The organism is Shinella sp. GW821-FHT10F02 (assembly GCF_058809275.1).
In genome coordinates this window covers 461,127-487,358 of the sequence record NZ_JBXASL010000001.1, presented here as the reverse complement: position 1 = coordinate 487,358, position 26,232 = coordinate 461,127, and the positions used below count along the sequence as shown (strand labels likewise).

At 63.3% G+C, this 26,232-nt stretch carries 26 protein-coding genes; 11 read left to right on the top strand and 15 right to left on the bottom strand.

Features of this window, described 5'->3' with window-relative positions:
- Positions 1–111: 111 nt before the first annotated feature.
- The 3 genes from AC1RWL_RS02230 to AC1RWL_RS02220 form a co-directional block, all read right to left on the bottom strand.
- Positions 112–1,032, bottom strand: coding sequence for an AraC family transcriptional regulator (locus AC1RWL_RS02230; RefSeq protein ID WP_493158201.1), 921 nt, complete (start codon positions 1,030–1,032; stop codon positions 112–114).
- 111 nt (positions 1,033–1,143) lie between these two features.
- Positions 1,144–1,578, bottom strand: a complete 435-nt coding sequence (locus AC1RWL_RS02225) for a GFA family protein (RefSeq protein WP_493093451.1) — start codon at positions 1,576–1,578, stop codon at positions 1,144–1,146.
- Positions 1,579–1,583: 5 nt separating this feature from the next.
- Positions 1,584–2,183: a TetR/AcrR family transcriptional regulator gene (locus AC1RWL_RS02220; protein ID WP_493093452.1), complete on the bottom strand. Its 600-nt coding sequence runs from the start codon at positions 2,181–2,183 to the stop codon at positions 1,584–1,586.
- Positions 2,184–2,309: 126 nt separating this feature from the next.
- Here AC1RWL_RS02220 and AC1RWL_RS02215 point away from each other — a divergent pair, with 126 nt between their 5' ends.
- Positions 2,310–3,071, top strand: coding sequence for an SDR family NAD(P)-dependent oxidoreductase (locus AC1RWL_RS02215; RefSeq protein WP_493158199.1), 762 nt, complete (start codon positions 2,310–2,312; stop codon positions 3,069–3,071).
- Between the two features lie 61 nt (positions 3,072–3,132).
- Positions 3,133–4,098, top strand: coding sequence for an SDR family NAD(P)-dependent oxidoreductase (locus AC1RWL_RS02210; protein ID WP_493093848.1), 966 nt, complete (start codon positions 3,133–3,135; stop codon positions 4,096–4,098).
- Positions 4,099–4,169: 71 nt separating this feature from the next.
- On the opposite strand, the gene AC1RWL_RS02205 is transcribed toward AC1RWL_RS02210, so the two are convergent.
- Together AC1RWL_RS02205 and AC1RWL_RS02200 are read right to left on the bottom strand one after the other, a co-directional pair.
- Positions 4,170–4,943, bottom strand: coding sequence for an MBL fold metallo-hydrolase (locus tag AC1RWL_RS02205; protein ID WP_493093849.1), 774 nt, complete (start codon positions 4,941–4,943; stop codon positions 4,170–4,172).
- A 78-nt stretch (positions 4,944–5,021) separates the two neighbouring features.
- Positions 5,022–5,768 (bottom strand): SDR family NAD(P)-dependent oxidoreductase, encoded by a 747-nt coding sequence (locus AC1RWL_RS02200; protein ID WP_493093850.1) that lies wholly within the window; start codon positions 5,766–5,768, stop codon positions 5,022–5,024.
- A 367-nt stretch (positions 5,769–6,135) separates the two neighbouring features.
- Here AC1RWL_RS02200 and AC1RWL_RS02195 point away from each other — a divergent pair, with 367 nt between their 5' ends.
- The 6 genes from AC1RWL_RS02195 (at position 6,136) to AC1RWL_RS02170 (ending at position 13,278) form a co-directional block, all read left to right on the top strand.
- Positions 6,136–6,570 carry a pyridoxamine 5'-phosphate oxidase family protein gene (locus AC1RWL_RS02195; RefSeq protein ID WP_493093851.1) on the top strand — a complete coding sequence of 145 codons (435 nt, stop codon included), beginning with the start codon at positions 6,136–6,138 and terminating at the stop codon, positions 6,568–6,570.
- 99 nt (positions 6,571–6,669) lie between these two features.
- On the top strand, positions 6,670–7,284 hold the full coding sequence (locus AC1RWL_RS02190; protein WP_493093453.1) for a TetR/AcrR family transcriptional regulator: 615 nt from the start codon (positions 6,670–6,672) through the stop codon (positions 7,282–7,284).
- A 163-nt stretch (positions 7,285–7,447) separates the two neighbouring features.
- Positions 7,448–9,214 carry a uracil-xanthine permease family protein gene (locus tag AC1RWL_RS02185; RefSeq protein ID WP_493093454.1) on the top strand — a complete coding sequence of 589 codons (1,767 nt, stop codon included), beginning with the start codon at positions 7,448–7,450 and terminating at the stop codon, positions 9,212–9,214.
- Positions 9,215–9,474: 260 nt separating this feature from the next.
- The gene (locus tag AC1RWL_RS02180; protein WP_435264416.1) at positions 9,475–10,881 is read left to right on the top strand and encodes a caspase family protein; all 1,407 of its coding nucleotides are present in this window, start codon (positions 9,475–9,477) and stop codon (positions 10,879–10,881) included.
- A gap of 22 nt (positions 10,882–10,903) precedes the next feature.
- Positions 10,904–12,148 carry a lysozyme inhibitor LprI family protein gene (locus AC1RWL_RS02175; RefSeq protein ID WP_493093455.1) on the top strand — a complete coding sequence of 415 codons (1,245 nt, stop codon included), beginning with the start codon at positions 10,904–10,906 and terminating at the stop codon, positions 12,146–12,148.
- A complete protein-coding gene (locus AC1RWL_RS02170; protein ID WP_493093456.1) occupies positions 12,145–13,278 on the top strand; it encodes a lysozyme inhibitor LprI family protein in 1,134 nt (377 codons plus the stop codon). Before AC1RWL_RS02175 ends, AC1RWL_RS02170 begins: the two co-directional genes overlap by 4 nt.
- 6 nt (positions 13,279–13,284) lie before the next feature.
- On the opposite strand, the gene AC1RWL_RS02165 is transcribed toward AC1RWL_RS02170, so the two are convergent.
- The 9 genes from AC1RWL_RS02165 to AC1RWL_RS02125 form a co-directional block, all read right to left on the bottom strand.
- Positions 13,285–14,601, bottom strand: a complete 1,317-nt coding sequence (locus tag AC1RWL_RS02165) for a M20 family metallopeptidase (protein ID WP_493093457.1) — start codon at positions 14,599–14,601, stop codon at positions 13,285–13,287.
- A 3-nt stretch (positions 14,602–14,604) separates the two neighbouring features.
- Positions 14,605–15,561, bottom strand: a complete 957-nt coding sequence (locus AC1RWL_RS02160; protein ID WP_493093458.1) for an ABC transporter permease — start codon at positions 15,559–15,561, stop codon at positions 14,605–14,607.
- Positions 15,558–16,481: an ABC transporter permease gene (locus tag AC1RWL_RS02155; RefSeq protein WP_493093459.1), complete on the bottom strand. Its 924-nt coding sequence runs from the start codon at positions 16,479–16,481 to the stop codon at positions 15,558–15,560. Before AC1RWL_RS02155 ends, AC1RWL_RS02160 begins: the two co-directional genes overlap by 4 nt.
- A gap of 70 nt (positions 16,482–16,551) precedes the next feature.
- The gene (locus AC1RWL_RS02150; RefSeq protein WP_493093460.1) at positions 16,552–17,538 is read right to left on the bottom strand and encodes an autoinducer 2 ABC transporter substrate-binding protein; all 987 of its coding nucleotides are present in this window, start codon (positions 17,536–17,538) and stop codon (positions 16,552–16,554) included.
- A 39-nt stretch (positions 17,539–17,577) separates the two neighbouring features.
- A complete protein-coding gene (locus AC1RWL_RS02145; protein WP_256115209.1) occupies positions 17,578–18,348 on the bottom strand; it encodes an ATP-binding cassette domain-containing protein in 771 nt (256 codons plus the stop codon).
- A 12-nt stretch (positions 18,349–18,360) separates the two neighbouring features.
- Complete coding sequence (locus AC1RWL_RS02140) at positions 18,361–19,134, bottom strand: glutamine amidotransferase (protein WP_493093461.1); 774 nt, start codon at positions 19,132–19,134, stop codon at positions 18,361–18,363.
- A 37-nt stretch (positions 19,135–19,171) separates the two neighbouring features.
- Positions 19,172–20,350: a carbohydrate kinase family protein gene (locus AC1RWL_RS02135; protein WP_493093462.1), complete on the bottom strand. Its 1,179-nt coding sequence runs from the start codon at positions 20,348–20,350 to the stop codon at positions 19,172–19,174.
- A 251-nt stretch (positions 20,351–20,601) separates the two neighbouring features.
- Positions 20,602–20,994, bottom strand: coding sequence for a nuclear transport factor 2 family protein (locus AC1RWL_RS02130; protein ID WP_493093463.1), 393 nt, complete (start codon positions 20,992–20,994; stop codon positions 20,602–20,604).
- A gap of 23 nt (positions 20,995–21,017) precedes the next feature.
- Positions 21,018–21,770 carry an SDR family NAD(P)-dependent oxidoreductase gene (locus tag AC1RWL_RS02125; protein WP_439623404.1) on the bottom strand — a complete coding sequence of 251 codons (753 nt, stop codon included), beginning with the start codon at positions 21,768–21,770 and terminating at the stop codon, positions 21,018–21,020.
- 112 nt (positions 21,771–21,882) lie between these two features.
- Between AC1RWL_RS02125 and AC1RWL_RS02120 the strand changes: the two genes are divergently transcribed.
- The 3 genes from AC1RWL_RS02120 to AC1RWL_RS02110 all read left to right on the top strand — a co-directional run bounded on the left by AC1RWL_RS02120 (position 21,883) and on the right by AC1RWL_RS02110 (position 24,142).
- On the top strand, positions 21,883–22,791 hold the full coding sequence (locus AC1RWL_RS02120) for a LysR substrate-binding domain-containing protein (RefSeq protein ID WP_493093464.1): 909 nt from the start codon (positions 21,883–21,885) through the stop codon (positions 22,789–22,791).
- Between the two features lie 81 nt (positions 22,792–22,872).
- Positions 22,873–23,178 carry a hypothetical protein gene (locus AC1RWL_RS02115; RefSeq protein ID WP_493093465.1) on the top strand — a complete coding sequence of 102 codons (306 nt, stop codon included), beginning with the start codon at positions 22,873–22,875 and terminating at the stop codon, positions 23,176–23,178.
- 187 nt (positions 23,179–23,365) lie between these two features.
- Positions 23,366–24,142 (top strand): PA3715 family protein, encoded by a 777-nt coding sequence (locus AC1RWL_RS02110; RefSeq protein WP_493093466.1) that lies wholly within the window; start codon positions 23,366–23,368, stop codon positions 24,140–24,142.
- 14 nt (positions 24,143–24,156) lie between these two features.
- On the opposite strand, the gene AC1RWL_RS02105 is transcribed toward AC1RWL_RS02110, so the two are convergent.
- Entirely contained in the window at positions 24,157–26,202 is a 2,046-nt protein-coding gene (locus tag AC1RWL_RS02105) for a TonB-dependent siderophore receptor (protein WP_493093467.1), read from the bottom strand.
- Positions 26,203–26,232 lie beyond the last annotated feature (30 nt).

The window sequence follows — 26,232 nt, the reverse complement described above, 5'->3', positions numbered from 1 at the left end:
GCCGGCGAGATGGAAGAAAAATCCAATATTCTCCGTTTTGCCATTCAGGATAGGAAGATATTTTTTCTGCAAGAGCTCATGCAGCGCGTTTTTTGCCGTGCTATCAGTCCGTCAATTGGAAACAGCAGACTGTCGAATCGGGCCGGGCTCGCGCCGCAGCGTGGCGCGCAGGCTTGCCGCATCGTCGCTTGGCGTGAGGTTGAACAGGCGGCGGTAGTCGCGGTTGAATTGTGAGATGCTCTCATAGCCTACATCGTAGGCCACCGCCGAGATGGTGCTGGCTCCGGAGAGATTGCGGCGGGCTTCCTGAAGCCGCACCCGTTTGTGGAACTGCACGGGCGTCATGGATGTCACGGCCTTGAAATGCCGGTGGAAACTGGGAACGCTCATGTTCGCCTTCGCGGCGAGATCGGGAATGCTCAATGACTCGGTAAAGTTCTCCCTCAGCCACGTCGTTGCCCTCCCGATTCGGGCGGCGTGACCGTTGGCGAAGGCAAGCTGGCTCAGGATCGGGCCATGTTCATTGTGGAGCAATCTCCAGACGATTTCCCGCCGGATCAACGGCGCCACGACCGGAATGTCGCGTGGCCGCTCCAGCAGGGCGAGCAATCGCATGAAGGGTTCAAACAGTTCCGGATCGAGCCCGTATTTTCCCGCCACCCGATTGTCCGGCGCTTTCGGGCGAAAGCCGGGTTGCTGGCGCAGAAGGTCGGCCACGATCGACGGTTCGATTTCGAGGTGAATGGCAAGATAAGGCGCAGACCGACTTGCCTCGGTCACCTGCGATGTCACCGGGACATCCACGGCACAGAGCAGGGATTCACCCGCCGCATAGTGAAACGGCTTTTCGCCGACCATCATTTCCTTCACGCCGCGCCCGACCAGTCCGAAGGATGGCTGGTATATCGAGTGCGTCACTTCCGAAGGCACATCCGCACGGCCCACTTTCAGCCAGCCGATCGGCGTCACGTAGTCGTGTCGTGCATGATCTTCGATGGCTTTTACGAGGTCGGTAAATGTCGGCTTCATCATCGGCATAAGACATCCACAAGCCGAGGGCGTTATTTTGTAGTGATTAGCACATAAATTTTAGGAAGAGCCAAATCAACTATTTGTGTACCGATCAACTCAGAAATATAGGGCTCAGCTTTCCTGGGCGATGATGCCTTCGTCGTATTGCGGCAGGTCGTCCGTGATATCGAACCACGGCGCTTTGGAGCCGACAAACACATGGGCGCTTGGCCGTATGGATGGAGTGTCGACCAAGGTACCCATAGCGACATGGGCAAACGCCCCGTCCCGTACGACGGCAAAGAGGAACGAGCCACACACCTTGCATCGTTCGTCATGCCACCCGCCGGCGTCAAAAATCTGAATCTTGTCCGCCCCATTCGTGATGCGCAGCTTGTCGCGCGCTATGCCGGCAAGGGGCTTGAACGCCGCGCCTGTCGCGCGTCGGCAGAGTGAGCAATGACAGTTTACGGCGAAGACGAACGCGTCCGCGACCTCATAGGTCACGGATCCGCACTGGCATGACCCAGCGAGCTTGCGGATTTTGGCAGGCGCCTCGACGGGCATTGGGTTCATCCTTGCCGCACGCCACCGGCAGGCCAGCTGGAAAGCGCCTGCTCGGCGACGGCTTCCAGCATGTCGCGGCTGAAGCCGGCCTTGGCCTGCACCGCCATGCCGTGAAGCACAGCCATCAGGAAGGCGGCAAGGGCTTCCGGTTTGGCCGTCTCCGGCAAGTCACCCTCGGCCTTTGCCCGCTCGAAACGTTCACGAAACTGCACTTCACCGGCCGCGCGAACATCTATCAATGCCTGCCGCACGGATTCCGCCTCGTCCGATACGGCCAGGGCGCCGTTGATATTGAGGCAACCCGTATGGCTCGGATAGCGGGTGTTGAGGTCGGCGGCCCTGTAGAGCATGCGCTCCGCAACTTCACGCGATGTCGGGAGCTGAAGGGCATCCGGAATGTAGTCCAGATACCGCTCGTAGTAGCGCTCCAGCGCTCGCCGGAAGAGCGCCTCCTTGTTGCCGAATGCGGAATAGAGGGCCGGCCTCTCCACGCCGGCGGCCTCCGTCAGGTCGGCGTAGGACGCACCCTCATAGCCCTTGCGCCAGAACACGCAGAGGGCTGCATCGAGCACTTTTTCGACGTCAAATTCGCGATGGCGTCCCATCAGTTTAATCCGGCCTTTTTCATAACGAGCATTAATAAACCACTTGACAGCGATCGTCAATATTTCATACCAATCGTTATCGTAATGACTGTTACTTTAACGGTTCACGTCAGGAAGGAATATGTTTTGACGAAGATATTTGAAGGCAAGGTCGTGCTCATCACGGGTGGCTCGCGCGGCCTCGGTGCCGCCACGGCGGAAGCGTTTGCCCGTCAGGGGGCAGATGTTGCGATCACCTATGCGGCTTCGGCCGAAAAGGCCGAGGCTGTCGTGGAGGCACTCAAGGCGAAGGGTGTTCGCGCGATTGCGATCAAGAGCGACCAGGCTAATCTTTCCTCCGCCAGGCCGCTGATTGACAAGGTGATCGCCGAATTCGGTAAACTCGACATCCTGGTCAACAATGCCGGCATCGCCACCCAGGGCCAGTTGGTGGACGATCCGAACCTTGACGATGAAAAATACAATCGACAGTGGCAGGTCAACGTCCTGGGCTCGATCGCCAACACCCGCGCCGCCGCGTCCAGGCTGACGGACGGTGGCCGGATCATCTTCATCGGCTCTCTCCTCGGCTCCTACGTACCGTTCAAGGGTGTCGCCGACTATGCCGGAACCAAGGCGGCGCTGATCGGATATGCAAAGGGCATCGCGCGCGACCTCGGCCCCCGCAATATCACGGTGAACGTCCTCCAGCCGGGCGCCATGCCCACGGACATGAACAAGGACGTGGCCGGGGAGCTTCCTCCCCTCGACGCCTTCCTGGACCTGCATCCGATCCGCCGCTTTGCAACCCTTGAAGAGGTGGCGGAGGCCGTCTGCTTCCTCGCCGGCCCCCATGCGGGCTACATCACCGGCGAGACGATAAACATGGCCGGCGGCCTTGGAATCTGAGCGTTCAAAGAGACGCACGAAGCAGATCCGAATTTTTACAAGCCCAATCGAAGGACAGGAAATGACTGAGAAATTTGGTGCAAAATCGACCGCCGACGAGGTGCTTTCCGGCGTCGACCTCAAGGGAAAGCGGTTCCTCGTGACGGGCGCATCGTCGGGCATCGGGCTGGAGACCGCCCGCTCGCTGGTAGCCCATGGCGCCAGCGTCGTCGCCGCAGTCAGAGACCTCGCCAAGGCCGAGGCGGCCGCCGCTGCGGTTCGCGATGCCGCGTCGCAGGGCGGTGGTAGCCTGGAGCTGATCGCGCTCGATCTGGCCTCCCTGCAAAGCGTTCGTGCCAGCGCGGACGCGCTGTTGGCGGACGGACGGCCGTTCGATGCCATCATCGCCAATGCCGGCGTCATGGCAACGCCGTTCGGTCATACGGTCGATGGCTTCGAAGTCCAGTTCGGGACCAACCATCTCGGTCATTTCGCCTTGATCAATCGGATCGAGCCACTGCTCGCCGATGGCGGACGCCTGGTGGTGCTGTCGTCGCAGGCGCATCGTGTCGCCGATATTGACCTGGACGATCCGAACTTCGCGCAACAGGCCTATGATCCTTTTGTCGCTTACGGACGGTCGAAGACGGCCAATGCCCTTTTCGCTGTGGAATTCGACAGGCGGCACCGCGGCCGTGGCGTCCGGGCCGCCTCTGTGATGCCGGGCAACAGCCTGACGGATCTCCCGCGCAACTTCTCGCAGGAAGAGTTGCAGGGCCTGCTCGCGACCGTTGGCAAAGCGCGTGCCGATGCAGGACTTGCACCGGCAGAGCTGAAGGAAATCGCGCAGGCGGCCGCAACGTCGGTCTGGGCCGCAGTCGTTGCCGACAAGGAAGAGATCGGCGGACACTATCTTGAGGATTGCGCGATCACGCCCGTCAATGACACGCCCAATCCGTTTGCCGACGGTGTCCGGTCTTATGCGCTTGACGCCGACAGGGCTAGGCAGCTTTGGGCGAAAAGCGAAGACTTGATCAGCGCCGCATGATCGAAATGGGTGGGATGACCGAGGCTTCCTTCGTCATCCCACCCCCACACATATACCGCAGATCGATCACATCAACCATGCCAGTTCCTGACGACGACCGTCGTGCGCCCTCCCCCGGCCCGAACACCCTCAGCAAAGGCATCCCGGTCGCGCACACTTTGGTAGTGATACGGATAGGCGAAATCCGGGTTGAACGACGCCACGGCGGAGACGCCTTGCTCCGGCGTCAAAGTCCAGGGCGATATCGACAGGAAGGCAATATGGATGTCTTTCAGCGCCCGCACTTCCGGCGTGGCGTCGGTATCGCCTGATATGAAGATGCGGCGGCCATCGACGGTCAGCAGGTAGCCGTTGTCGCGGCCCTGTGGGTGATAATGCATGTATTCCGGCACCAGATGATAGGCCGGAATCGCCTCGATATGGACCGGGCCGACCGTTGTGGTCTCACCATTCGCCAGTGCCGTCGCCCTGGCCTTGAGCTCCACCGGCAGCTTGTCGATCGTGGCCGGATTGGCCACCAGCCTTGTCTCGGGGCCGATGACCTCTTGCAAGGTGGCCAGGTCGAAATGGTCGATATGTTCATGGCACATCAACACTAGCCCCGGCGTCGGCTGGCCCGCGAACAACGCCCGCCCACCGGCCGGATCGTTGTAGATCACCAGGCCGGGCACGGTCAGGACGAAGCTTGCATCCTCGATCGGAACGACGACGATCTCGCCGTTGTCCGTCCTGTATCTGTCACCCGCTTCCTCGGCCCACGCCTTCGATGAAGACAGTCCAGCGACCGGCAGGGAGGCGAGACATGCAAGTCCGATTTGCAGGGAGCGACGTCGTGTCAAATCCATCTCAATCACCTGTTTCTCCGTGTTTTTCCAGCAAGACGCATGCGGAGGCGCGCAAGGCGTCTCCGCATGCTTCGCTCTTCAGGCGTTGTACCCGCCATCCACCGTGACGACCGAACCGGTCATGAAGCTCGAAGCCGGGCTTGCCAGGAAGGCCACGACGGCCGCTATATCTGCGGGCTCGCCGTAGCGACCGAGTGATGTCAGCCGGCGGTTCATGAGGGCCAGTTCACTGCCATTGTCCGGGTTGAGGTCGGTGTCCGTCGGTCCCGGCTGAACCAGATTGATGGTGATGCCTTGCGGGCCGAGCTCGCGGGCGAGGTGGCGCGTCAAGCCGAGCAGCGCGGACTTGGTCAGCGAATATCCTGCGATGCCGGCAAACGGCGCGCGCTCTGCGGCATTTGAACCCGTGGTGATGATGCGGCCGCCTTGCCCGAGATGCGGGATCGCCGCCTGTGTGGCCAGCACGGCCGCACGGACGTTAACGGCCAGAAGCGTATCGATGTCGGCAAGCGTCAGGTCGGTGAATGCCCCGAAGCGGGCGTTGCCAACATTGTTGACCAGGATGTCGAGGCCACCCAGCCCTGCAACCGTTTCCTCGACCGAGCGCTTTACGGCCGCCGGGTCGCCGCTGTCGGCCTGAATGGCCAGACCGCGCCCGCCCTTTTCCTCGATCGCCCGGACAACCGCGGCGGCTTTGTCGGTCGATTTCAGATAGGTGATAGCCACATCGGCGCCTTTGTCTGCGAGCGCCAATGCGATTGCGGCACCGATACCGCGCGAGGCGCCCGTCACAAGCGCGCGCTTGCCAGCCAATTCCCCCTTCATGTCTTGATTGTCGCGACGCGTTTCTTGAGCGGCCATGGCGCCCGAAGCGACTGCCATTGCGGCAATTCCGGCGGACGCTCCAAGCACAATATTGCGCCTGCTGATTCCCAATTCGTGTTCGGTATGCATGATTCACTCCACAAGAGCTGACGAGTTTTCAGGGCATGTCTGCCGCTGCAAACTCTGTCCCCTGCCCGCCCTCATGGATATGCAGATCCGATCAGAGACTGGTGGGATACTCTCAATGACGCCGTTATCGACCGGAACGCGCTGCTCCCATCCTGACCATCCAAAGGAACTTTCGACGTCTCACCCCATTCCCTGTTCGATCCGTCTCATCCATCATTCCTTTGCGAAGGTCACCGCCATGTCATCGACAACGCTTCCCGACATTGCCCGCAAACTCAAGAAGATCGATTTTTGCATGATGTCGACGCATGGCGCGTTCGGTGCGATTACCAACCGGCCGATGAGCACCAACGGTGACGTCGACTACGACGGCGAATCCTGGTTCTTCTCCTTTGAGGATACGAACAAGGTCGCCGATATCGGCCGCGATCCGCAGGTTTCCCTTTCCTTCACGGAACCGCCAAGCCTGCTCGGCAAACCCGGCATGTTCATTTCCATCGAAGGTGAAGCCCGCATCATCCGCGACAAGGCCGAATTCGAGCGGCACTGGGTACCCGACCTCGAACGCTGGTTCGCGCAGGGAGCGGAAACGCCGGGGCTGGTGCTGATCAATGTCCGGGGTACGCGTGTTCAATACTGGGACGGCGAGGAAAACGGCACGATCCCGTTATAAAAGAATATGAAAGCCGCGCGCTTCGTCTCCGCAGAGTTACGGCTTGCGTTCGAAAAAGCGCACCCATATACCTCAAGTAGGTTACTTTTGGTATATACAATGTCGAACGCACCTACAGAAACGCCGGCTGCCGCGAAGCGAGTACGGCTCAGCCGGGAGGAGCGGCTGCACCAGCTTCTGGACGTGGCATGGAGGATCGTGCGCGAGGAAGGTACTGACGCGCTGACTTTGCCGCGCATGGCTGCGGAGGCTGGCGTTACCAAGCCGGTGATCTATGACCATTTTGGCACGCGAAACGGTCTACTGACTGCGCTCTATCAGGATTTCGACCTGCGCCAGACCGCGGTGATCGATGCTGCGATTGAGGCCAGCGCGCCGACCTTGGAGGCGATCGCGAGGGTCATCGCCTCGTCTTATGTCGAATGCGTCCTGTCCCAGGGACGCGAGATTCCCGGCGTTCTTGCGGGACTGGCCGGGTCGCCTGAACTGGCAACCGTCAAGTGGGACTATCAACTGGCTTTCATCGAGAAGTGCCGAAAGATATTCGCGCCCTTTACCGGCCCCAAGGGCATCTCGCGTGCCGCTTTCTGGGCCATGCTCGGGGCGGCTGATGCCTTGTCCAATGCCGCCACGACGGGCGAGATCACGGCCGAACAGGCGCAGGCGGAGCTTTACGATACCATCATCGCGATGATCGCAAGAAGCGATCGCTGAAGGCAGCTTTTTCCATGACCGGAGCCGGCTGGAAGGGCCGGACGAAAGCAGCGGTTAGAACACCCCTATATTGGGCGAGCTTGGTGGCCGTAAGACATTGTCAGCACACGCCCTATCGGTGAATGTGACAAGAATTGTTCTTTCCCATGCAAGCAGAGAATTTATGTTTTCATCCGCATTCGACCTGAAAAACTTCAGGCTTCCTGCCGCACGCGTACGACGCAAACCTTCAGACATCGTCTATGCCAATTCCGATCCGCTGCCGCGCGGCGCGCTTCTGGCGCTGGCGGGCCAACACGCGGTCATGGCCATCGCGCTGTCGACCTACGCGTTGGCCGCCGCCAAGCTCGGCGGGCTGTCTGTGGCGGAGACCCAGACCTTTCTCACCTGCTCGATCCTGGGCATGGCGATTGCGACATTCCTGCAAGCGTGGGGCGGGCGCATCGGTGCGGGAGCGCTGATCGTGCATATCCCCGGCCCGATCATGGTGCCCTTCGTCGCCGTCGTGCTGCGAGATTACGGTGTCGGCGGCATGCTGATGCTGGGCCTCGCCACGGGCCTGCCGGCCATGGGGCTCAGCCGGCTTATCCCGCATCTGCGCGCGCTGTTTCCGCCGACAGTGCTCGGCGTCGTCGTCTGCATGGGCGGTTTGTCGCTCATTCAAGGGGCCGCGCGACAGTCTTTAGGCATCAGCGAAAGCTTCCAGGTCGATCCGCTCAGCGCCCTGATCGCCGGCGTCACGCTGACGACGGTCGTGGTGCTGTCGGTGTGGGGCAGCAGCAAGATGAAGCTTTTCGGCCTTGCGGCCGGCATCGTCGCCGGCGTTGTCGTTGCCGCCCTGTGCGGACGGCTGACCGGGCTCGAATTGTTCGCCACCGCGCCGGTGCTCGCATTGCCCGTGCTCCCGGCGCCCGTCTTCAACTTCGATTTTGCCTTGCTCGCCGTCATCGTGGTCGTCGGCCTTCTTGGCCAATTCGACACCTTCGCCAGCACCGTCATCGTTGACCGCATGGACGACGCCGACTGGCACCGGCCGGATATGAAGACGGCCGGTGGTGGCGTGATGGCGAACGGCATCGGAAACGTGCTGTCGGGATTGCTGGGCGCCATGCCGACCGGCGCTTCCTCCGCCAATATCGGCTTGAGCCACGCCACCCGCTCGACCTCCCGCTGGATCGGCATCGTCTCGGCCGCGGCCATCGCCATCGTCGGCTTGCTGCCGCAAGCCACGCTGGCGCTGACGATCATTCCCACCCCGGTGATCGGGGCCATCCAGGTCTACGCCGCCGCCTTCCTCATCGTCTCCGGCATCGAGCTCGCCACGTCGCGTGCGATCGACAGCCGAAGCATCTTCATGATCGGGCTGTCGCTTTTCGTCGGCCTGACGGTCATGCTCATCCCAGAGCTTGCCCAAAGCGTTCCGGCTTCGGCACGCCATTTCGTCGGCAGCGGCTTCGTCATGGCGGGCTTCGTGGCGATCGTGCTCAACCTCTTGTTTCGCATCGGCACATCGATGGTTGCCCAGCGCGAGCTGGGTCAAGAGGCCGACCTCATCACCCCGGTCACCGAATTCGTCGAGGAACAGGGCGGCATATGGGCTGCGCGTCGCGACGTGGTCAGCCGGGCGGCCCTGGCGGCCATCGAAGCCACGGAACTCATTGCGGCCGCCGGCCAGGACCGGCGGGCATTGGCCGTTCGCGCCCGTTTCGACGAGTTGAACTTCGACGTGGAGATCCTGCACAGCGGCCCGCCGCTGGTGCTCGCCGGCGTCGAGGCGCCGGAGATCGAGGATTGGCTCGAAGCGGACGACGACGCCGTGGCGCGTGCGATGGCGAACGTATCCGCGGTTCTCGTCCAACGCCTCGCCGATCGCACGAATGTCGGCACCCGGAACGGCCAGGCTTTCGTTTTGCTGCATTTCGATCACTAGGGAGCGGCTCTCAAGGCCGCATCGACGTGTTCATTCTTGACGATGGAGGCCGAGCGTCTGCGCCCGGTGGCGCAGCGCATGATCCCGGAAATCATGTCGGCACGCTGATCGACCCATCTCCTAAAATGTCCATCGCGACCGACCGAAGGGCTGCTCCGTCGATTGCCTCTTCGCATTTTTTCGGTTTCTATAGGCAGCCTGATGAGCGGACCGAGGTGGCGCGCCTGCGAACCGGGTGCGCGTAATGCGGAGCAGAAAGCATGCTGGGACGCCCCGAAAGACATGCAGGTCTCCACTTTATCATCGCGCTATTCCTGCTTCTGATTGCCGGCGCATCGACCTCCAGAGCGCAGGTGTCCGCCTCGCATGGCGCATTCGATGGTGTTGCCCTCGTTATCGGAAACGCCACGTACCAATCGGCAAGCCGGCTCGCCAACCCGGCCAATGATGCCAAGGCGATGGCCGAAAAACTCGGCGGCCTCGGTTTTCGCCTGCACACGGCGATCGACCAGCCGAAGGATGCCCTGCAGGAGACGATCCGCCGCTTTGCCGAGGACCTTTCCAGCGCCGACGTGATCTTCGTCTTCTATGCCGGCCACGGCCTCCAGCTGGATGGTCGCAATTTCATCGTGCCGGTCGACCTCGCCCGCAACGGACGGCGGGACGACCTCATAGCAGTCGATACGATCCTCGCGGCCATCGAGGCGAAGGCAAAGCCGGATGCGGCCAAGATCATCGTACTCGATGCCTGCCGCGACAATCCGTTCAGCGGCCTGGTGCACGGCGCCGGCGGATCGCGCGGACTTGCCCGGATCGATCTGCCCAAGCCGGTGGCCGGGGCAGCGAGTGCCGGATATTTCCGCGTCGTGGCCTTTGCCACGGCGGCGGGCCAGGTCGCCTCCGATGGCCGCGGCGAGCACAGCCCCTATACCGAAAGCCTGCTGCGCTTCATCGACCAGCCCGGGCTGGAAGTGTCGGAAATGTTCCGCCTTGCCGCGGGCGACGTGCTGGCCAGCACCAACGGCGTGCAGAAGCCCGAATATCTGGTGCAGACCAGCCGCACGCTGTTCTTCCGCCCGCCGAGCATTACGGAGTGCGACCGGCTTGCGGTCGACGCGCGCAATTTCGTCGGCCTCAAGGGCATCACCTTCGAAGATATCGACGCCGTGAAGGCCGTGCCCGCCTGCCTCGAAGCCGTTGCCGGCGAACCGCAAAGCGCCCGGCTCCAGCACAATCTCGCCCGCGCCCTGGAAAAGGCCGAGCGCCTGACCGAGGCGTTGGAGCACTATCAGGCAGCCGCCGACAAGGGCCACCCGGCCGCCATCAACGCGCTCGGCATCATGTATCTCGCCGGATGCGGCATGGCGAAGCCGGATGTGGCGCACGCGCTCCAGCTGATTTCGAGAGCCCGCGATCTCGGCGACCTCGAAGCCGGATCGACGCTCACCTCGCAGGACCTGATGCCCTACCTCTCCGACCACGGGAAAACCGCGCTGACCCAAGCGCTGACGCAGACGGGAATCAACGTCGCCAGCCCGGAACAACTGCCCGACGCGGTCGGGGCCTTCCAGCGGCAGGCGCGGCTCAAGTCAGGCGGGCTGACGCTCGAAACGATCCACGCGCTCAAGATCTATGACGCCGTGCCGGCGGGGTTCCGATGCCATTGACGGTCTGCGAAGGGAGAAGACGATGAAACGCCTTTTCATAGCTATGCTTCTCGGCGCGCTCGCGGAACCGGCAGCGGCCGGCGGGATCGTCGAGAATTTCGAGACGCCGGCGGAATGCAAGGATACCGGCAACCTGAAAATCGAAGCCTGCCTGGCGGCCATGGGCGGCGGGCTGGACGGCGAGGTGGAAAGCCGGCTTGCCGCCGTGCTCGCCGCCTCCTCGGAACCGGACGCAGTGCGCGCCGCGCAGGAAGCCTGGCTCGCCTATCGCAAGGCAACCTGCGATTACTTCGCCGGGCAAGAGGGCATCGTCGGGGTCATCCAGGGCCTGCAATGCCTGCGCTGGACATCCTGGCAGCGGATGAAGGAACTCGACGGGCTTCTCGGCATCGTGCCGCCGGAAGAAGGCGAGGCGCAGGCGGAGGGCGGGCTCGAACCGGATTTCGACACGCTCGCCGACTCGCAATATTCCCCCCGCGCCTTCGGCTTCGGCGATTACACCTGGTACATAAAGAAGCGTTACGGCGCGACGCTGGTCGAGAAGGCGCTGGCGGCGCGCGGCTTCGAAGCGGAGACCGCGAAGGCCATCGCCACGGATTGGGACGCCTGGCGATACCACCCGGAAAACGGACAGCCCCTCATCGAGAGCGCACCGATCAGCGCCAGCGACGCCGACCTGCAGGCGCTCGCCGCCAGCTTCCCCGAATGCATGCGCGACCTCGGCAAGGCCGACTGCCGCATCAACTACTCCATAGAGCTCGGCTGCCGGCTCGATCCGCCCGTCGCCAAGGCCTGCCAGAGCGTCTTCGATATCAAACGCACTATTGCCGCCGGCTATCAGCGCGACGGCCGCACGGCGTCGCTGTTCTCCAGCTTCCAGGCCCATTCGGTCTACGGCATGGCGGGCTGCATCGCGGAAGGCGGCAAGGGTGCGGGCCTTGCGGTCTTCGCGCCGGACAATGCGGAAACCGTCAGCAAGCTCACCTTCATCGCCCAGCCGGCGGGCGGCGATGCGCAGGTGAAGACGGTCGATATCGAGACGCTTCCCGAGCGCGAAACGGCACTTTGCAGCACGCTCGTCGGCTGGACGTTCGACGAAAACAACAATGCGATCGGCTCGGGGGACACCGAACTTTACGCCCTCTCCATGGAAAGCGCGTTCTCGCAATATCGCGAGGATGCGGCTGTCTCCGATCCGGCACGCGACCCGGACTATGCCGACCACCTGCAACGCGTCGTCAAAGCCCTTGAGGAGGCCGGCCTATGAAGCGTTTTGCAACCGGCCTGGCCGTCGCCATGGTCTCGATGGCTGCCCCGGCGCTCGCCCAGGAGGTATCCGACTGCGAGAAACACGCCTTGGCACCGGAGCGGTGCGCGGCCTGGCGATCCGCCGCTCAAGCCGAAGCACTCGCCCTCACCCTTCGCCAGCTCGATGCCCATGTCGCGGACCTCGCCGCCACCGGCAAGATCGCGCAGGAGAAAGCCGAGGCACAACGTGCAAGACTGGCCGCATCGCAGGCCGCCTGGGAAACCTTCAGAGAACGCCAATGCGCGCTTGCCGGCGCGAATCCCGCCGGTCCCGAGGCCTGCCGCCAGGCGATGGTCGAGGCGCGGCTCGACGAATTGCTGGATCCCGACGTTGCGGAAGCGGGCCTTGCGGACAAGAGCTGGTCCGAACGGCGCGTGCAGCAGAGCACGTTCCAGCGCGACGCATGGGTCATGCTGCGGCTCGGCGTCCCGCCGATGCGCACCGTTGCCGATCGTGTGGCGCTCGCCACCGGGCCGCGCAAGGTGCAGGACTGGAGCTTCCGCAAGGATGTCAGCGAATTCCAGGCGAAGATCCGGCAGGTGAGCGGGTTCGGGCCGCTGACATCCGGCTTCATCGCCGCCGAATGGGACATGCTGCGCTACGACCCCGAGACCGGCGCGCGGCTGCACCAGTATCCGGAAACGATCGAGGGCAGCCCCGCCGACAACAACTGGGACAAGAACGAGGCCGAAGCCTTCGCCGGGCGGCTGCCGGCGTGCCTCAAGAACCTCGCCGAACCGCAGTGCAACGTGCAATATTCGACCGAACTCGGCTGCCGTTACGACGCGGACATGGCGGCATTCTGCCAGGCAAAGCTCGATGGGCTGCGCAGCGTTTTCCAATCCTTCTCGGCAACCAACCCGGAGCATCGCGACCGTTTCTACAAGGCGGTCGCCTGCCTGACGCCCGCTCCCTTCGATGACGGCTTTTCGCAATCCTTCCTCACCGGCATGCACCAGCAAACATCAAACCCGTCAGGCGGCGAGAACAGGCTATGTTCGGAACTCGGCCTCACAGCGGATGGCGACGGCTGGTCGGCCCGCAATGTGCCGGTCTTCGGCACGGCGATGGACCTGGAAATCCGCTGAGTTCGATCACCTGCACCAGCGTTCGACGGCGAGCGCTATGGCTTTCGTGCAGTCGACCAGGTCGCGCACGGAGACGCGTTCGTTCGGCTGATGCGATTGTGCCGGGTCGCCCGGCCCGAAATTGACCGTGGGGGTGTTGCCGAGCCCGCTCGGCAGGCCGATGTCGCTGTGGGCGCCAAAACCTGACAGGGCCGGAGAAAGGTTTGCGGCCTTTACCGCCTCCTGGAACGTCTGCACGAAGGGATTGTCGGCCGGGATTTCCGCGCAATCGGCATCGAGGATCCATTCCACCCGCGCCGGGTGAAGGCGAAGATAGGGATCGGCCTGGCAGACGTTGGAAACGTGTTCCTCGATCTCCCGCTTGACGTTTCCGCCAAGGGCGAACTCGTCCTTCTCGCTCGGCAGATATTGGGCGTCGATGATGATTTCCGCCCGACCGGCCATGGAGGACGGGTGTTCTCCGGCGCTCACCTGCGTCACGATGATCTGGTTCGGCTGGTCCATCAGCGGATGGTTCTTCTTGGGGTCGAACATCCAGCGACGGTTGAGGATGTCGATGCCATCGAGCATCTGCCGGCAAAGCTGCACCGCGTCCACTGGCCCGCCTGAATACCAGGCGTTCGGCGTCAGTTCCGCATGGCCGCCAATGCCGTCGATGATGATCTTGCCCCAAAGGATGCCGTGACAAAGGGGGGCGATCTTGTTGGCGGTCGGTTCCGTCATGATACCGGCATCGGCATGAAATCCGCGGTCGACCATGGCGAGCGAGCCCATGCCGCCGATCTCCTCGTCCACCACGGTGGTGAAGACGATATCGCCGGAAAGCGGCACATCGAGGCCCTTCAGGATTTCGACCGCCATCAGCATGCAGGCGACGCCGCCCTTCATGTCGATTGTGCCGCGGCCATGCACAAAGCCGTCCTTCAGGACCGGTTCGAAGGGGTCGGTCGCCCAGTGTTGTGCGGCACCCGGAGGCACCACGTCGATGTGGCCCGTCAGCATGATCGAGCGGCCGCCGCCGGTGCCTTTGAGGACGCCGCCGAGATTGGGCCGGCCCTCGAAGGTGCGGCCCTTGTTGGCGCCGGGACGGCCCTGGTATTTGGCGTAGAGGGCTGGGCCATCCGGATCCCAGAGGTCGGTGGTGAAGCCCAGTGCCTCCAGCCGACCCTGGAGATAGAGCTGACAATCGCGCTCGCCGGGGCCGGCTTCCTTCGGGTTCGATTTGACGATCGAGGGGAAGGCGACGAGAGCGCTCAGGGTTTCGACGATACGGTCGGCCTGGGCTTCGACCCGCTCGGCGATGGTTTCTTCAAGGGACGCCATGAACTATCTCCAGTGTTGCGAAAGGCGATCGGCAAGGAGCACGAAAATCAGCAGGGTGCCGACGATACCCACCTGCCAGACCGTATTGACGTTGAGCTGCAGGAGCCCGGTCCTGAGCGTGACCAGAAGGATGACGGCCGCGAGCACGCCGCCGACACCGCCCCGCCCGCCGGTGATCGCGATCCCGCCGAGCATGGCCGCCGCCAGCGATTCCAGTTCCAGGTTCTGGCCGATATTCGCCCTGGCGCTGCCAAGCCAGGCGACGGAGACGAGGGCCGCAGCCCCGCCCAGCGCGCCGCTTGCGGCATAGAGGATGAGGCGCGCGCGATCGACCGGGATGCCGACGAGCCGCGCCGAGCGTTCGTTGAAGCCCATGGCGTAGATCCAGCGCCCCCAGGCGGTCCAGACGAGGACGATGCCCGTCATGGCGAAGGCCGGGAGGGCGATGGTCAGGAAGGTCAGGGGGATGCCGGCGAGCGTGCCGCGCCCCCAGCCAAGCAGCCAGGCCGGCACGCCGGACTGCGCCGCCCCACCCGTCAGCGCCAGCGCCAGTCCGGAATAGATGAAGAAGGTGCCGAGCGTCGCGATCAGCGGCAGGAGGGTGAGCTTCGTGACCAGGATGCCGTTCAAGGCGCCCAGAAACGTGCCGATGAGAATGCAGGCAACCGGCAGCAGCACCGGCGGAAGGCCGAGCTTGACGAACAGCATGGCAACGATCGCGGATAGCGAAACGATACCGCCGACCGAAAGATCGATGCCGGCGCCGCCCGCCATGATCACCAGCGCCTGCCCGAGCGAGACCAGCGCGAGAATGGTGGAGAACTGGATGATCGATGTCATCGTGCCGAGGCTGAAAACCGTAGGTTTCAGCGCGAGCAGCATGACGAGCACGACGACCCAGAGAAGTGCGAGCAGGCTCAGCGTGAGGGCCGGACCTTGAAGCGTGCGAAGGCGGGTCATTTGCGCACCCATCCGGTTTGCGGGAAGGACAGGCGGCCGGCGGCAACTTCGAGCACGAGCACGCCGATCAACAACCCGCCGGTCAGGACCGGTTGCCAGAGCGACGGCACGCCGACGAGGAGCAGGCCGTTTTGCAGGATGCGCAGCAGGAGCACGCCGAGCACGGTGCCGAGCAGGCTGCATTTGCCGCCGAGAATGCTCGTGCCGCCCAGCACGACCGCAGCAATCGCATCGAGCGCCAGCGTCGTGCCGATCGTCATTTCCACATTGCGATAATTGGCGACGTAGAAGGTGGCGGCGAGCCCCGTCAGCGCGCCGCTGACGATGAAGGTGGCAAAGCGCACGCGCACGACCGGAATACCGGAGAGGCGCGCCTTTTCCTCCGAATTGCCGATCGCCAGCAGGTGGAGCCCATAGGGTGTGCGCCGGAGCGCCAGCCAGACAGCGAGGTAAGCGAGCGCGATCAGGAAGGCTGCGACCGGGATGCCGAGGAAGGTGGCTGCCAGGACGTCGGTGAGGCCGGTCGGCAGGCCGGACAGCCATTGCCCGCCGAGCAGCACGAAGATCGCGGTGCGATAGACCCCCAGCAGGCCGAGCGTACCGACGATGGCCGGCACGCGCCCGAGCACCACGACGGCCGCAGTCACGAGGCCGAGGCCGGCGCCGATGACCGGTCCTGCGAGCGCGGTGACACCGACCGGCAGGTCCGCGCCGAGCGCCCGCCCGACGCCGATTGCCGCCAGCCCCATGACGATGCCGACCGAAACGTCGATGCCGCCCATGGCGAGGAGAAGGGTCATGCCGAGCCCCACCAGCAACAGTTCCACACTGTTGCGCAGCAGGGTCGCGGCATTGCCCGACGTCGCGAAATAGGGCGATGCGACGGAGAAGACGATGATCGCCACGATACAGGCGGCCAATAGCGACCACTCCCGACCGTTCCTTGTCAAAACACCGTTCATCACCGGTCGCATCCTCCCGTCACGCCGCTCAGAAGTCGAACTTGTCGACGTTTTCCGCAGTAAAGACGGCCGGCGGTCCAAGCAGCAGGATGCCCGTGGTGGCATCGTAGGTGACCGGCTGGGCGAAGCCCGGCACCGTGTTCTCCGCCTCGAAGGCCTTGCCATCGATGAGCTGTTTGCCAGCCCAGACGGTGAGGTAACCGAGCTGTGCCGGATCCCACAGGACGGTGAAGCCGAACGCGCCGCTCTTCAGATAGGAACGGGCCGTGTTCGGGCTGCAATAGCCGGCACCGATGACGCTGCCGATCTTGCCGGCAGTCTCGATCGCCTGCGCGACGCCCGGGCATGTGGTCGAGGCGACCGCGATGATCGCCTTGATATCGGGATTGGCCGCCATCAGGTCGCCGGAGATCTGCGCTGCGCGCTGCGCCGTGCCGCCGGCATATTGCGGTTCGAGCAGTTGCAGCTTGGGATATTTTGCGGAAGCCTGCTTCTGCATGAAGCCGATCCAGGCATTCAGGTTGGAGGCCGTCGCCTCACCGGAGACGATGCCGATCTTCGCATCCTCGCCGACACGCTTGACGAGTTCGTCGATGATGGCGCTGCCAAGCCCCTCGTCGGTCGCCTGGGCGACATAGACGGCGCGGCCGCTATCGGGCGCATCGCTATCGCTGGTGAAGAGCTTGATGCCCTTGGCCGTCGCCGCCTCCACGACGGGGGCGATACTGGAGGCATCCAGCACGCTGACCGAAATGGCGCCGACGCCTTGGTCGATCAGGTTCTGGACGATCTGCAACTGGTCGACCGGGTTGGTATCGACCGGGCCGCTATAGATGAACTCGACGCCGAGTTCCTCGGCCGCCTTCTTTCCACCGGCCTCCATGGCATTGAAGTAGGGAATGCCGATGAGCTGCGGGACGAAGGCGACTTTCGGCTTGTCCTGGGCAAAGGCGGCGGTTGCAACGGCGAGCGACAGCGCGGACACCGTCAGCATGGTCTTGATCTGTTTCAGCATGGCGATTTTGAACCTCTCTGGACGTATTGGACGTGCTTTTTAGTTTGTTCTTTCCAGCGCCCGCACGTCGGGATGGGCGCCCGTTATCAGCGAAACGATCTCTTCGGGATTGGTGTCGGCGCGCAGCCTTTCGGCGACTTTGCGCCCGCGGCGGAACACCACCATGCGGTCGGCGACCTCGAAGACATCGGAAATGTTGTGGCTGATCAGCACGACCGCGCAGCCGCGCTCGGCAAGCCGCCGCGTCAGCGACAGGACCTTGCGGGTTTCGGCTACCGCGAGTGCCGCCGTCGGCTCGTCCATGATGACCAGCTTGGCGTTCAGGTTCAGCGCCCGGCAGATGGCGACCGCCTGCCGCTGGCCGCCCGAAAGGCTGCCGACCGGCGCTTCCGGATCGGAGATATGGGCGTCCAGCTCGGTCAAGAGCGCATCCACCCGCTTGCGCATCTCCCCGCGCTTCAGGAACGGGATGCCGAGGACCGAGCGTTTCAGCTCACGGCCGAGAAAGACGTTTTCGGCAATCGACAGGTTTTCCGAAAGCGCCAGTTCCTGGAAGATCGTGGCGATGCCCGAGGAGGCCGCATCCTTCGGCGAGGCGAAGGAGACCGGCGCGCCTTCCACCAGCAACTCGCCGCTGCTCTGGGCATGCGCCCCGGCGAGGATCTTGATGAAGGTGGATTTGCCCGCGCCGTTGTCGCCGAGAAGCGCCAGCACCTCGCCGGCATTGATGTCGAGATCGACGCCGGACAGCGCCGTCAGGGCGCCGAAACGCTTGGCGATACCTCTTGCTGCGAGAAAGGGAGCGGTCATGTCGGCAGCCCCTTACGATACCTGCTGGGCGGCCCAGCCCAGCACGTTCTTCCAGAGCTTCGCGTAACCCGGCCATTCGACGAAGGTGTTCGGCAGCCAGTGCGGGCCGATATCGGACGTCCAGGCGACGGTGCGGCCCTTGCCGTAAGTTCCGGTAACGAGCAGCGGATGTCCGCCCTGATCGTCGGGAAGGGAGGCCAGAACTTCGACATCGTCACGCTCGCGCGCAACGACTTCGTTTGCGCCGAGAAGCACCGGCCATTCACCATCGATACCGGCAAAGATCGCGTGGTCGGCGTTGATGACGGGGCGGAAACCTTCGGGGATTTCGAGGCGGTCGTCGTAGGGAAGGCAGGTGACGGGGAGCGCGTCCTCGACTGCCGTGCGGTGCCAGCGCGCCTTGCCATCGATGCCCTGAAAGCTGAAATAGCCGCCGATCATGATCAGCCCGCCGCCGGCCGCCGTCCAGTCGCGCAGGAGCTTCAGCCGGTTGGGAATGGTCTTGCCGTGCAGCCAGACGTCGGGATGGAGCAGTAAAGAATTCGCGCCGATATCCGACAGGATGATCACCGAATACTCGGAAAGGCCTTCGAGCGTGAACGGCAGCTTTTCAACGGCCTCGTGGGCGGTCATGTAGTGAAGGTCGAAATCGCTGTCCTTCAGCGCCGCGACCAGCGGCTCGGCGCCGAGATGAAAGGTCACACTGCCGAACTGGTCGAAACCCTTGTAGTGGGTCGCCGAACTCACCCAGCTCTCCCCTACCAACAGCACCTTGGTCTTCGTCATATCCATTCTCCTGTTCTCGACAGAGCGCCGGTGTGTTTCACCGGGCCATCTTTTCCCGTTCGGGCGCGCGGGCCGCTTCCAGTTGCGCGAAGCTCGCGATGTATCCCTGGGCGCCTTCCACCGTCGTGGTGAGGCTGCCGCCGATGGCGGCGTAGCGCGCGGCGTCTTCCAGCGAGGCGCCATGCAGCCAGAGACTGAGGAAGATGCCGGCAAAACTGTCGCCCGCGCCGGTGGCGTCGACCCGGTCGACCGGCAGGGCCGGAACCTCGATCTGCGGCGCTCCGGTCTTGCGGAAAACGACCGCGCCGAACTCGCCGAGCGTCAGCACCACGTCGCCGCGCTTGCGGATCTGCGAGAGCATGGCGTGCGTCTGCTCGATCATCGTCGCCATCGGCGTGCGGAAACCGAAAATCTCGCGCAACGTCACGTCGTTGATGAAGGTCAGGTCGATGCACTGGATCATCGCGGTAAAGGCATCCGGTGTGCGCACGCTCGCCGGCAGGCCGGCCGAATGCAGGCTGACCTTCCACCCGGCCTCGTGAAAGCGGGCGATGGAGCCGGTCATGCTTTCGTAGTGGAAACCCTCGATATGGAGGCACGCGGGTCGTGTCTCCCGCTGGATATCCAGGTTGGCCGTCAGGTCGACCTCGCTCAGCTCGAACGGTTCGCTGATGATCGTGCGGCTGCCGTTGCGCTCGATGATGACCACGGCCTGCGAGAGGCGGCTGTTGAAGGTCCGCCGCAGCGGTAGCGCATGCACGCCGAGCTTCGAAAGGGAAGCCAGCGCCCAGTCGCTTTCGGGATCGTCGCCGACGGCCGTCGCAAGCTCCACGTCGAGCGCATAGGGCTCGCCGACCGCCGCGGCCGCCACGGCAAGGTTCGCTGCCGGCCCGCCGAGCGCCTTCTCGATATGCTGGGCGGTGATGCGATCGTCGCGGTGCGGTAGCACATCCACCCGGCACAGGAAATCGACGCTGACGCGGCCGACGACCAGCAGGCGCGGCAATGTTGCAAGGCCGGGCTTGCGCAGGGTCTGGCCGGGAAGCGACCGGGCGATCGCGCTCGGCCGGTACATCAGGTCGGAAATCGCCTTCTCGATCCGCTCGCGCGTCGCCTGCTTGATCGTCGCCGTATCGTTGATGAAATTCGACACCGTGCCGATGGAAACACCGGCGGCATGGGCGACATCAGCAATGGTTGGACGCTTGCGTTGCATGGCGGTCGATCCAATTGAAGCGCTTCAACGCTAGTGCTGGAGCAGACCGAGGACAACAGAATTCTATTCTAAATCCCTCGGAAAACCGGACTGAAGAATCGAATTTCAAGCAAAGAACAGGGAATATTATACGGCAAGAAGGGCGTTTTTGAATTTATTTCAAAATCCGATTTCCAGCGCCCAATTATCATCGCGAGCGCGTCAGGACGTCGCCGGACGCGCTCATATCCGGCAACGGTTCTTGCAAGCGGTCACGCCACGATCAGCGCGCCAGTCGGATCGGGGTCTCCGTCGAAGAACAGGTAGACGGCAGCAATCCGTCCGTCTCTGGCCACGACGAAATCGGTGCCCGCATAGGCAGGCGGCTGGCCGGGATGGCCGGCGACCCACCGCAGCCGCCCCGCCAGCCCATGCAACTCCTCGGCCGGAGCGATGGGCGAATATCGGAACGTCGGATGGGTGGCGCGTATCACGCCCGCAATGCGGGAGATTTCGTCGCGGCCGCGATAGATGCCGTGCGGCTCGACGAAGACGGCATCCTCATGGAAGATCTCGTCGACCACGGCCCGGCGGCGGGCGGCATCGCCCTCGCCGAACACGTCCATAAGATTGCGCATCAGCAGCGTGGCGATGTCGTGGGACATGGCAGCTCTCCTATCCTCGCCGTTCAGATCTGCACCTGCCCGCCGTCGACGAAGAGCTCGACGCCGTTGACGAAGGAGGCTTCGTCCGAGGCTAGGAACAGGACGGCCTTGGCGATCTCCTCGGGCTGGCCGATCCGGCCTGACGGGATGAGGCCGGCCAGGTAGGTCTTCGTGCCGTCCGCCTGGTCGCCGCCGCCGAAGAGTTCGTTGAGGCCGGCCGTTTCCGTCACGCCGGGGCTGATCGCGTTGACGCGGATGCGACGATCCTTGAGATCGAGGATCCAGTTGCGGGCGAAGTTGCGCACGGCCGCCTTGGTGGCGGAATAGACGCTGAATGCCGGCGTGCCGGAGACGCCGGTGGTGGACGACGTCAGCACGATCGAGCCGCCGTCGCGCAGCAGGGGAAGCGCCTTCTGCACGGTGAACAGCACGCCCTTCACGTTCGTGTCGAAGGTCTTCTGGTAGTGCTCTTCCGTGATGGCGCCGAGCGGGGCGAATTCCCCGCCGCCGGCATTGGCGAACACCACATCGATATGGCTGTGCTTCTGCTGGACGGCGTCATAAAGACGGTCGATGTCGGCGAGCTTGCTCATGTCGCCCTGGACGGCCGTGACCCGGCCGCCGATCTCCTTGACGGCAGCGTCCAGCGCTTCCCTGCGGCGACCGGTGATGAAGACCGAAGCGCCTTCGGCAGCAAATGCCTTCGCGGTGGCCAGACCGATGCCACTGGTGCCGCCGGTGACGACGACGGTCTTGTTTTCAAACCTGTTTGTCATTGTCTTGCTCCTTTGTTTCAGCCCGTTGCTGATGAAAACAAGGTGCGTGCAGAACGCTGATGCGAATAGTCGGCAAATATGATACTCATCGTTCCATAAAAGGAACGATGGCATGCGAACGGATCTGAACGACCTCGTGTATTTCGCCGAAGTTGTCGCCCATGGCGGGTTCGCCGCCGCCGGGCGCGCGCTGCGCGAGCCGAAGTCGAAGCTGAGCCGGCGGGTGGCCGGCCTGGAGGAGCGCCTTGGCGTCCGTCTCATCGAGCGCTCAAGCCGCCGGTTCCGCGTGACGGATGTCGGCCAGAAATATTACGAGCGATGCCGCGCAATGCTGGCCGAGGCCGAACGCGCCGAAACGATCGTCGCCGAGGCCCATTCCGAGCCGCACGGCCTGATCCGGATGAGCTGCCCGACCGGGCTGGTGGAATCGGTCAGCCCTGTCGTGTCCCAGTTTCTGGAACGCTACCCGAAGGTGCACCTTCAGCTCGTCGCCGTCGACAGGGCCGTGGACCTGATCGAGGAACGGATCGATGTCGCGCTGCGCGTCCGCACCGCGCTCGACAGCGACGCCTCGCTGACGATGCGTTCGCTCGGCAATTCCATGCGCATCCTCGTCGCCGCGCCCCAATTGGCGAGCCGGATCGCCGACCTCGATCAACTGTCCGCCCTTCCGACGCTTGCGACCAGCGACGAGCAGGTCGAGGTCGACTGGCATCTCGAAACCGACGATGGCCGGACGCATGTGATGCGCCACACGCCGCGCATGGGCTGCGCCGATTTTTCCGCTATCCGCGCGGCGGCCATCGCTGGCCTGGGCATTGCACTTCTGCCCGACCATACCTGCCGGGAGGCGCTCGCCGCAGGGTCTCTGGTGCGCGTCCTTCCCGTCTGGCGCGGCGTGCAGGGCCTGGTCCACCTCGTCTTCACGACACGCCGCGGCCTTCCCCCGGCCGTCCGCAGTTTCATCGACAGTCTCGCGGCCGGGTTCCCGCGCGACGCATTGGTCCGGCATCCGCGATGAGATCGGTTGCGCAAAGTTTGGGTTGACCGCTTTCGATGGCGAGGCGACACTTCAACCAGCAGTGAGGTAGGAGAAAAAACGATGGATGAGCCAGACCGTTGGCGCCACATGGCGGGCGCGCCGAGAGACGGCAGCCGGATCCTCGTCACGGTCCGCTCGTCCGAGCAGGGACCGGCGGAAGTCGACGTCGCCTATTGGTCGAACGGCGACCAGTTCGGCGCGGAAGGCTGGCGCGCCTCCGATTCCTCCCCCGGCCGCATCGTCGAATATGCCGAACCGGAGCTGAAGTGTTGGATGCCGATGCCCTCGGCCAATCCCAACCGCGCCTCCGCACCCTCTCCCTGGGAAGGCGACGACGCCCAGCAGCTCGACGGGTCGGGGATCTGACAAGCCCGCTCCGCCGTGGAACCAGGAAACCCGGGCGGCCTGAGACCAGCCACCTACCGGATCGCGGCTCGAATGTGATATCCCATGCCCCAGCGTTCGATCGGCTGAGAGGCATGGCATGAAATTTCCTACAACGAATTTTGCTCGGCCTTTCGGGCTGCTGACACTCGCGGCCGGCATCCTCGCCTTGAGCGCGCCGGTGGTTCTGGCAAGTCAAAACGAATGCGGCACGCGCAGCGCCAGCATCATCCAGAAAGCCTACCCAGCCGCGAAAAGCACGTCCGAAGGAGTTTTCGAGGTCGGCGGCGAGACCATCAAGCTTCCGACGGACAGCGGCGACGACACCCATGCGATGATCTGCCGGATCTGGCCGGCGCGGCCTGAACTCACGTTGGTCGCCGTGCCGCTCATGCGCGAACAATCGGACGACGGCAATGAAGGGGATATCGAACTGCTCGTTGTCGATAGCGACCGTCTTGATCTCAAGGCACGCCTGCGGCTTCCGAAGCTGATGTCCGACGATGCCGTTTTCGTCTCAAGTGTCGCCTTCGATACCGCGCGCTATCACCTCGCTCCCGGCAAGACAGCCTTCGGGCTGCGCCTTTCGCTGCAGGGCAGTTCGCGTCCGAATCCTTTTGGCGAAACGGCGCTGTGGCTCTTTCTGCTCGACGACGATGCGCTCAAACCCGTGCTGGACAATATCGTGGTCGCCGAGGGCCAGGGCGAATGGGATACCAACTGCGCAGGCGAGTTTCACGATACGGCGCGCACGCTCTCGATGCGGCCCTCTGCACAAAGGGCATTCGCCGACATCGTCGTCAGCGAGAAGAAGACGACGACCGTCAGCACGCCGGACAAGGATGGCGAATGCATCGACAAGAAGCAGACGACCGCCGGCGAATATCGCCTGCGGTATGAAGGGGCTTCCTATAGCGTTCCTAAAGAGTTCCAGCGGATGGAATAAATGTCGTTGGGCGATCAGAACTTGACGTTGAGACTGCCCGTGATGTTGCGCCGCTCGCCGTAGTAGCAACCCTCGCCCGTGTAGCACGTCGCGAAATACTTCTTGTCGAACAGATTGGTGACGTTGATCGCCGCCTCCCACTGGTCGCGCTTGTAGCGCAACGCCGCGTCGGCGACGGTATAGCTCGGCACGCGAATGGTGTTGTCCTCGTCGCCGAACGAGGCGCCGATGTAACGTACGCCCGCGCCGGCGCTGAAGCCGGCAAGTCCGCTGTCCTCGTCGAACGTGTAGTTCGCCCAAAGCGCCGCGGTGTTCCTGGGAACCAGCGACGGCCGGTTTCCGGCATAACCATCGTTGCTCTTGGTGATTTCAGCATCCAGATAGGTGTAGGCGGCCGTCAGAGACAGGCCGAAATCAAGTTCCGCCTTCGTTTCGAGCTCAAAGCCTCTGTGCAGAACCTCACCCGTCTGGACGGAGAAATTCGAATCCGCAGGATCGGTGGTCAGCACATTGGATTTGCGCAGGTCGAAGATCGCTGCCGTCACGGAACCCGTGAAGAAGGTCGGTTCGTATTTGACACCGGCCTCGTACTGCCTGCCTTCCGAGGGTGCGAAATTGTCTCCCGTCCGGGTCTGGCCGAGATTGACGATGAAAGATTCCGCGTAGCTCACATAGGGCGTGAAGCCGTTGTCGAAGAGGTAGGCGATGCCCGCCTGCTTCACCAGCGAATCGTCGCGTTGAACGGATTTCTCGCCCGCCAGGCGATCGTCGATCTTGTTCTCGATCCATGCCTGCCGGACACCCAGGGAAACGACGAGATGATCGGCGATCTTGCTCTGGTTCTGGATATAAAGGCCGAGCTGGCCGACGGTCTGCTCCAGGTCTTCGTCGATATCGGGCCGGGGAACCGGCAGGGAAAAGTCCGGATCGAGGATGTCGAGATCCGGCCCGGGGCCATACCGGTTCACGCCATCGACGTTCCAGCGATTGTAGTCCAGCCCGACGAGGAGCTTGTTGTCGATCAGGTTCGAGGAGGCATCGTATTGAAGCTGGTTGTCGATCGTGAACATCGACGCGGTTTCATCAACGGTGTAGGCGGTGCGAGCTATCGTGTGGCCGTCCGGCCGCACGGCATTGTCGCCCGCGTAGTCGCCGAAATAGAGCTGCCGGTAATCGGTTGTCTGGCGCGCATACCGCACATTCTGCCGGACAGTCCAGTTTTCGTTGAACTCATGGCTGAACTGATAGCCGATCGAGCCGTGATCGGCGTCGAAACGATCGAAGCCGCGCGAGCCGGTGAAGAAGTCCCGCGAGACTTCGGGACCGGTATAGCCGCTCATTCCCGGCACTGGGACGGAATAGCCGGGCATCATCCGGTCCGACTGGTAGTTTGCAAGAATCGTAAGGGAGGTCGTGTCGTCGGGCCGCCATGTCAGCGCGGGTGCGAGGTAAATCCGATCGTTTTCCGTGTAGTCGATCGGCGTGCCGCCGTCGCGATAAAGTCCCGTAAAGCGGTAGGTCCAAAGATCGTCATCGCCGATCGGCCCTCCGAAATCGACGCCTGTCTCGATCGTATTGAAGCTGCCGTAGCTGACGAACGCCTCCCGCAACGGTTCGCTTGTGGGGCGCTTGGTCACCGCATTGACGAGGCCACCGACATCATTCTCGCCGTAGAGAACCGAGGCCGGCCCCTTCAGGACCTCGATGCGCTCCATGCCATAGGGCTCGATCTTGAATCCGGAATAGCCGATCAGGCGCTGGTTCAATCCGTCGCGGTAGAGATTGGACGTGCACAGGTCGAAGCCGCGAATGAGGCACTCGTCGAAGCGGTCGTCCATGCCCCAGGGCGATGCCACGACGCCCGACGTGTAGGCTATGGCATCTTCCAGCTGGGCGGGCCTGCGGTCGTCCATTTCCTGCCGCGTGATGACGGAGACCGACTGCGGTATTTCCGTCAAAGGCGTGTCGGTCTTGCTGCCCGTCGTCGTGTTGGTCACGAAATAGCTGTCACCCGTTAAAATCGGGCTGCCGGATTGTCCCTCGATGACGATGGGCGTCAAGGCGGTCTCCTGCGCAAGCGCGTGCGGCGC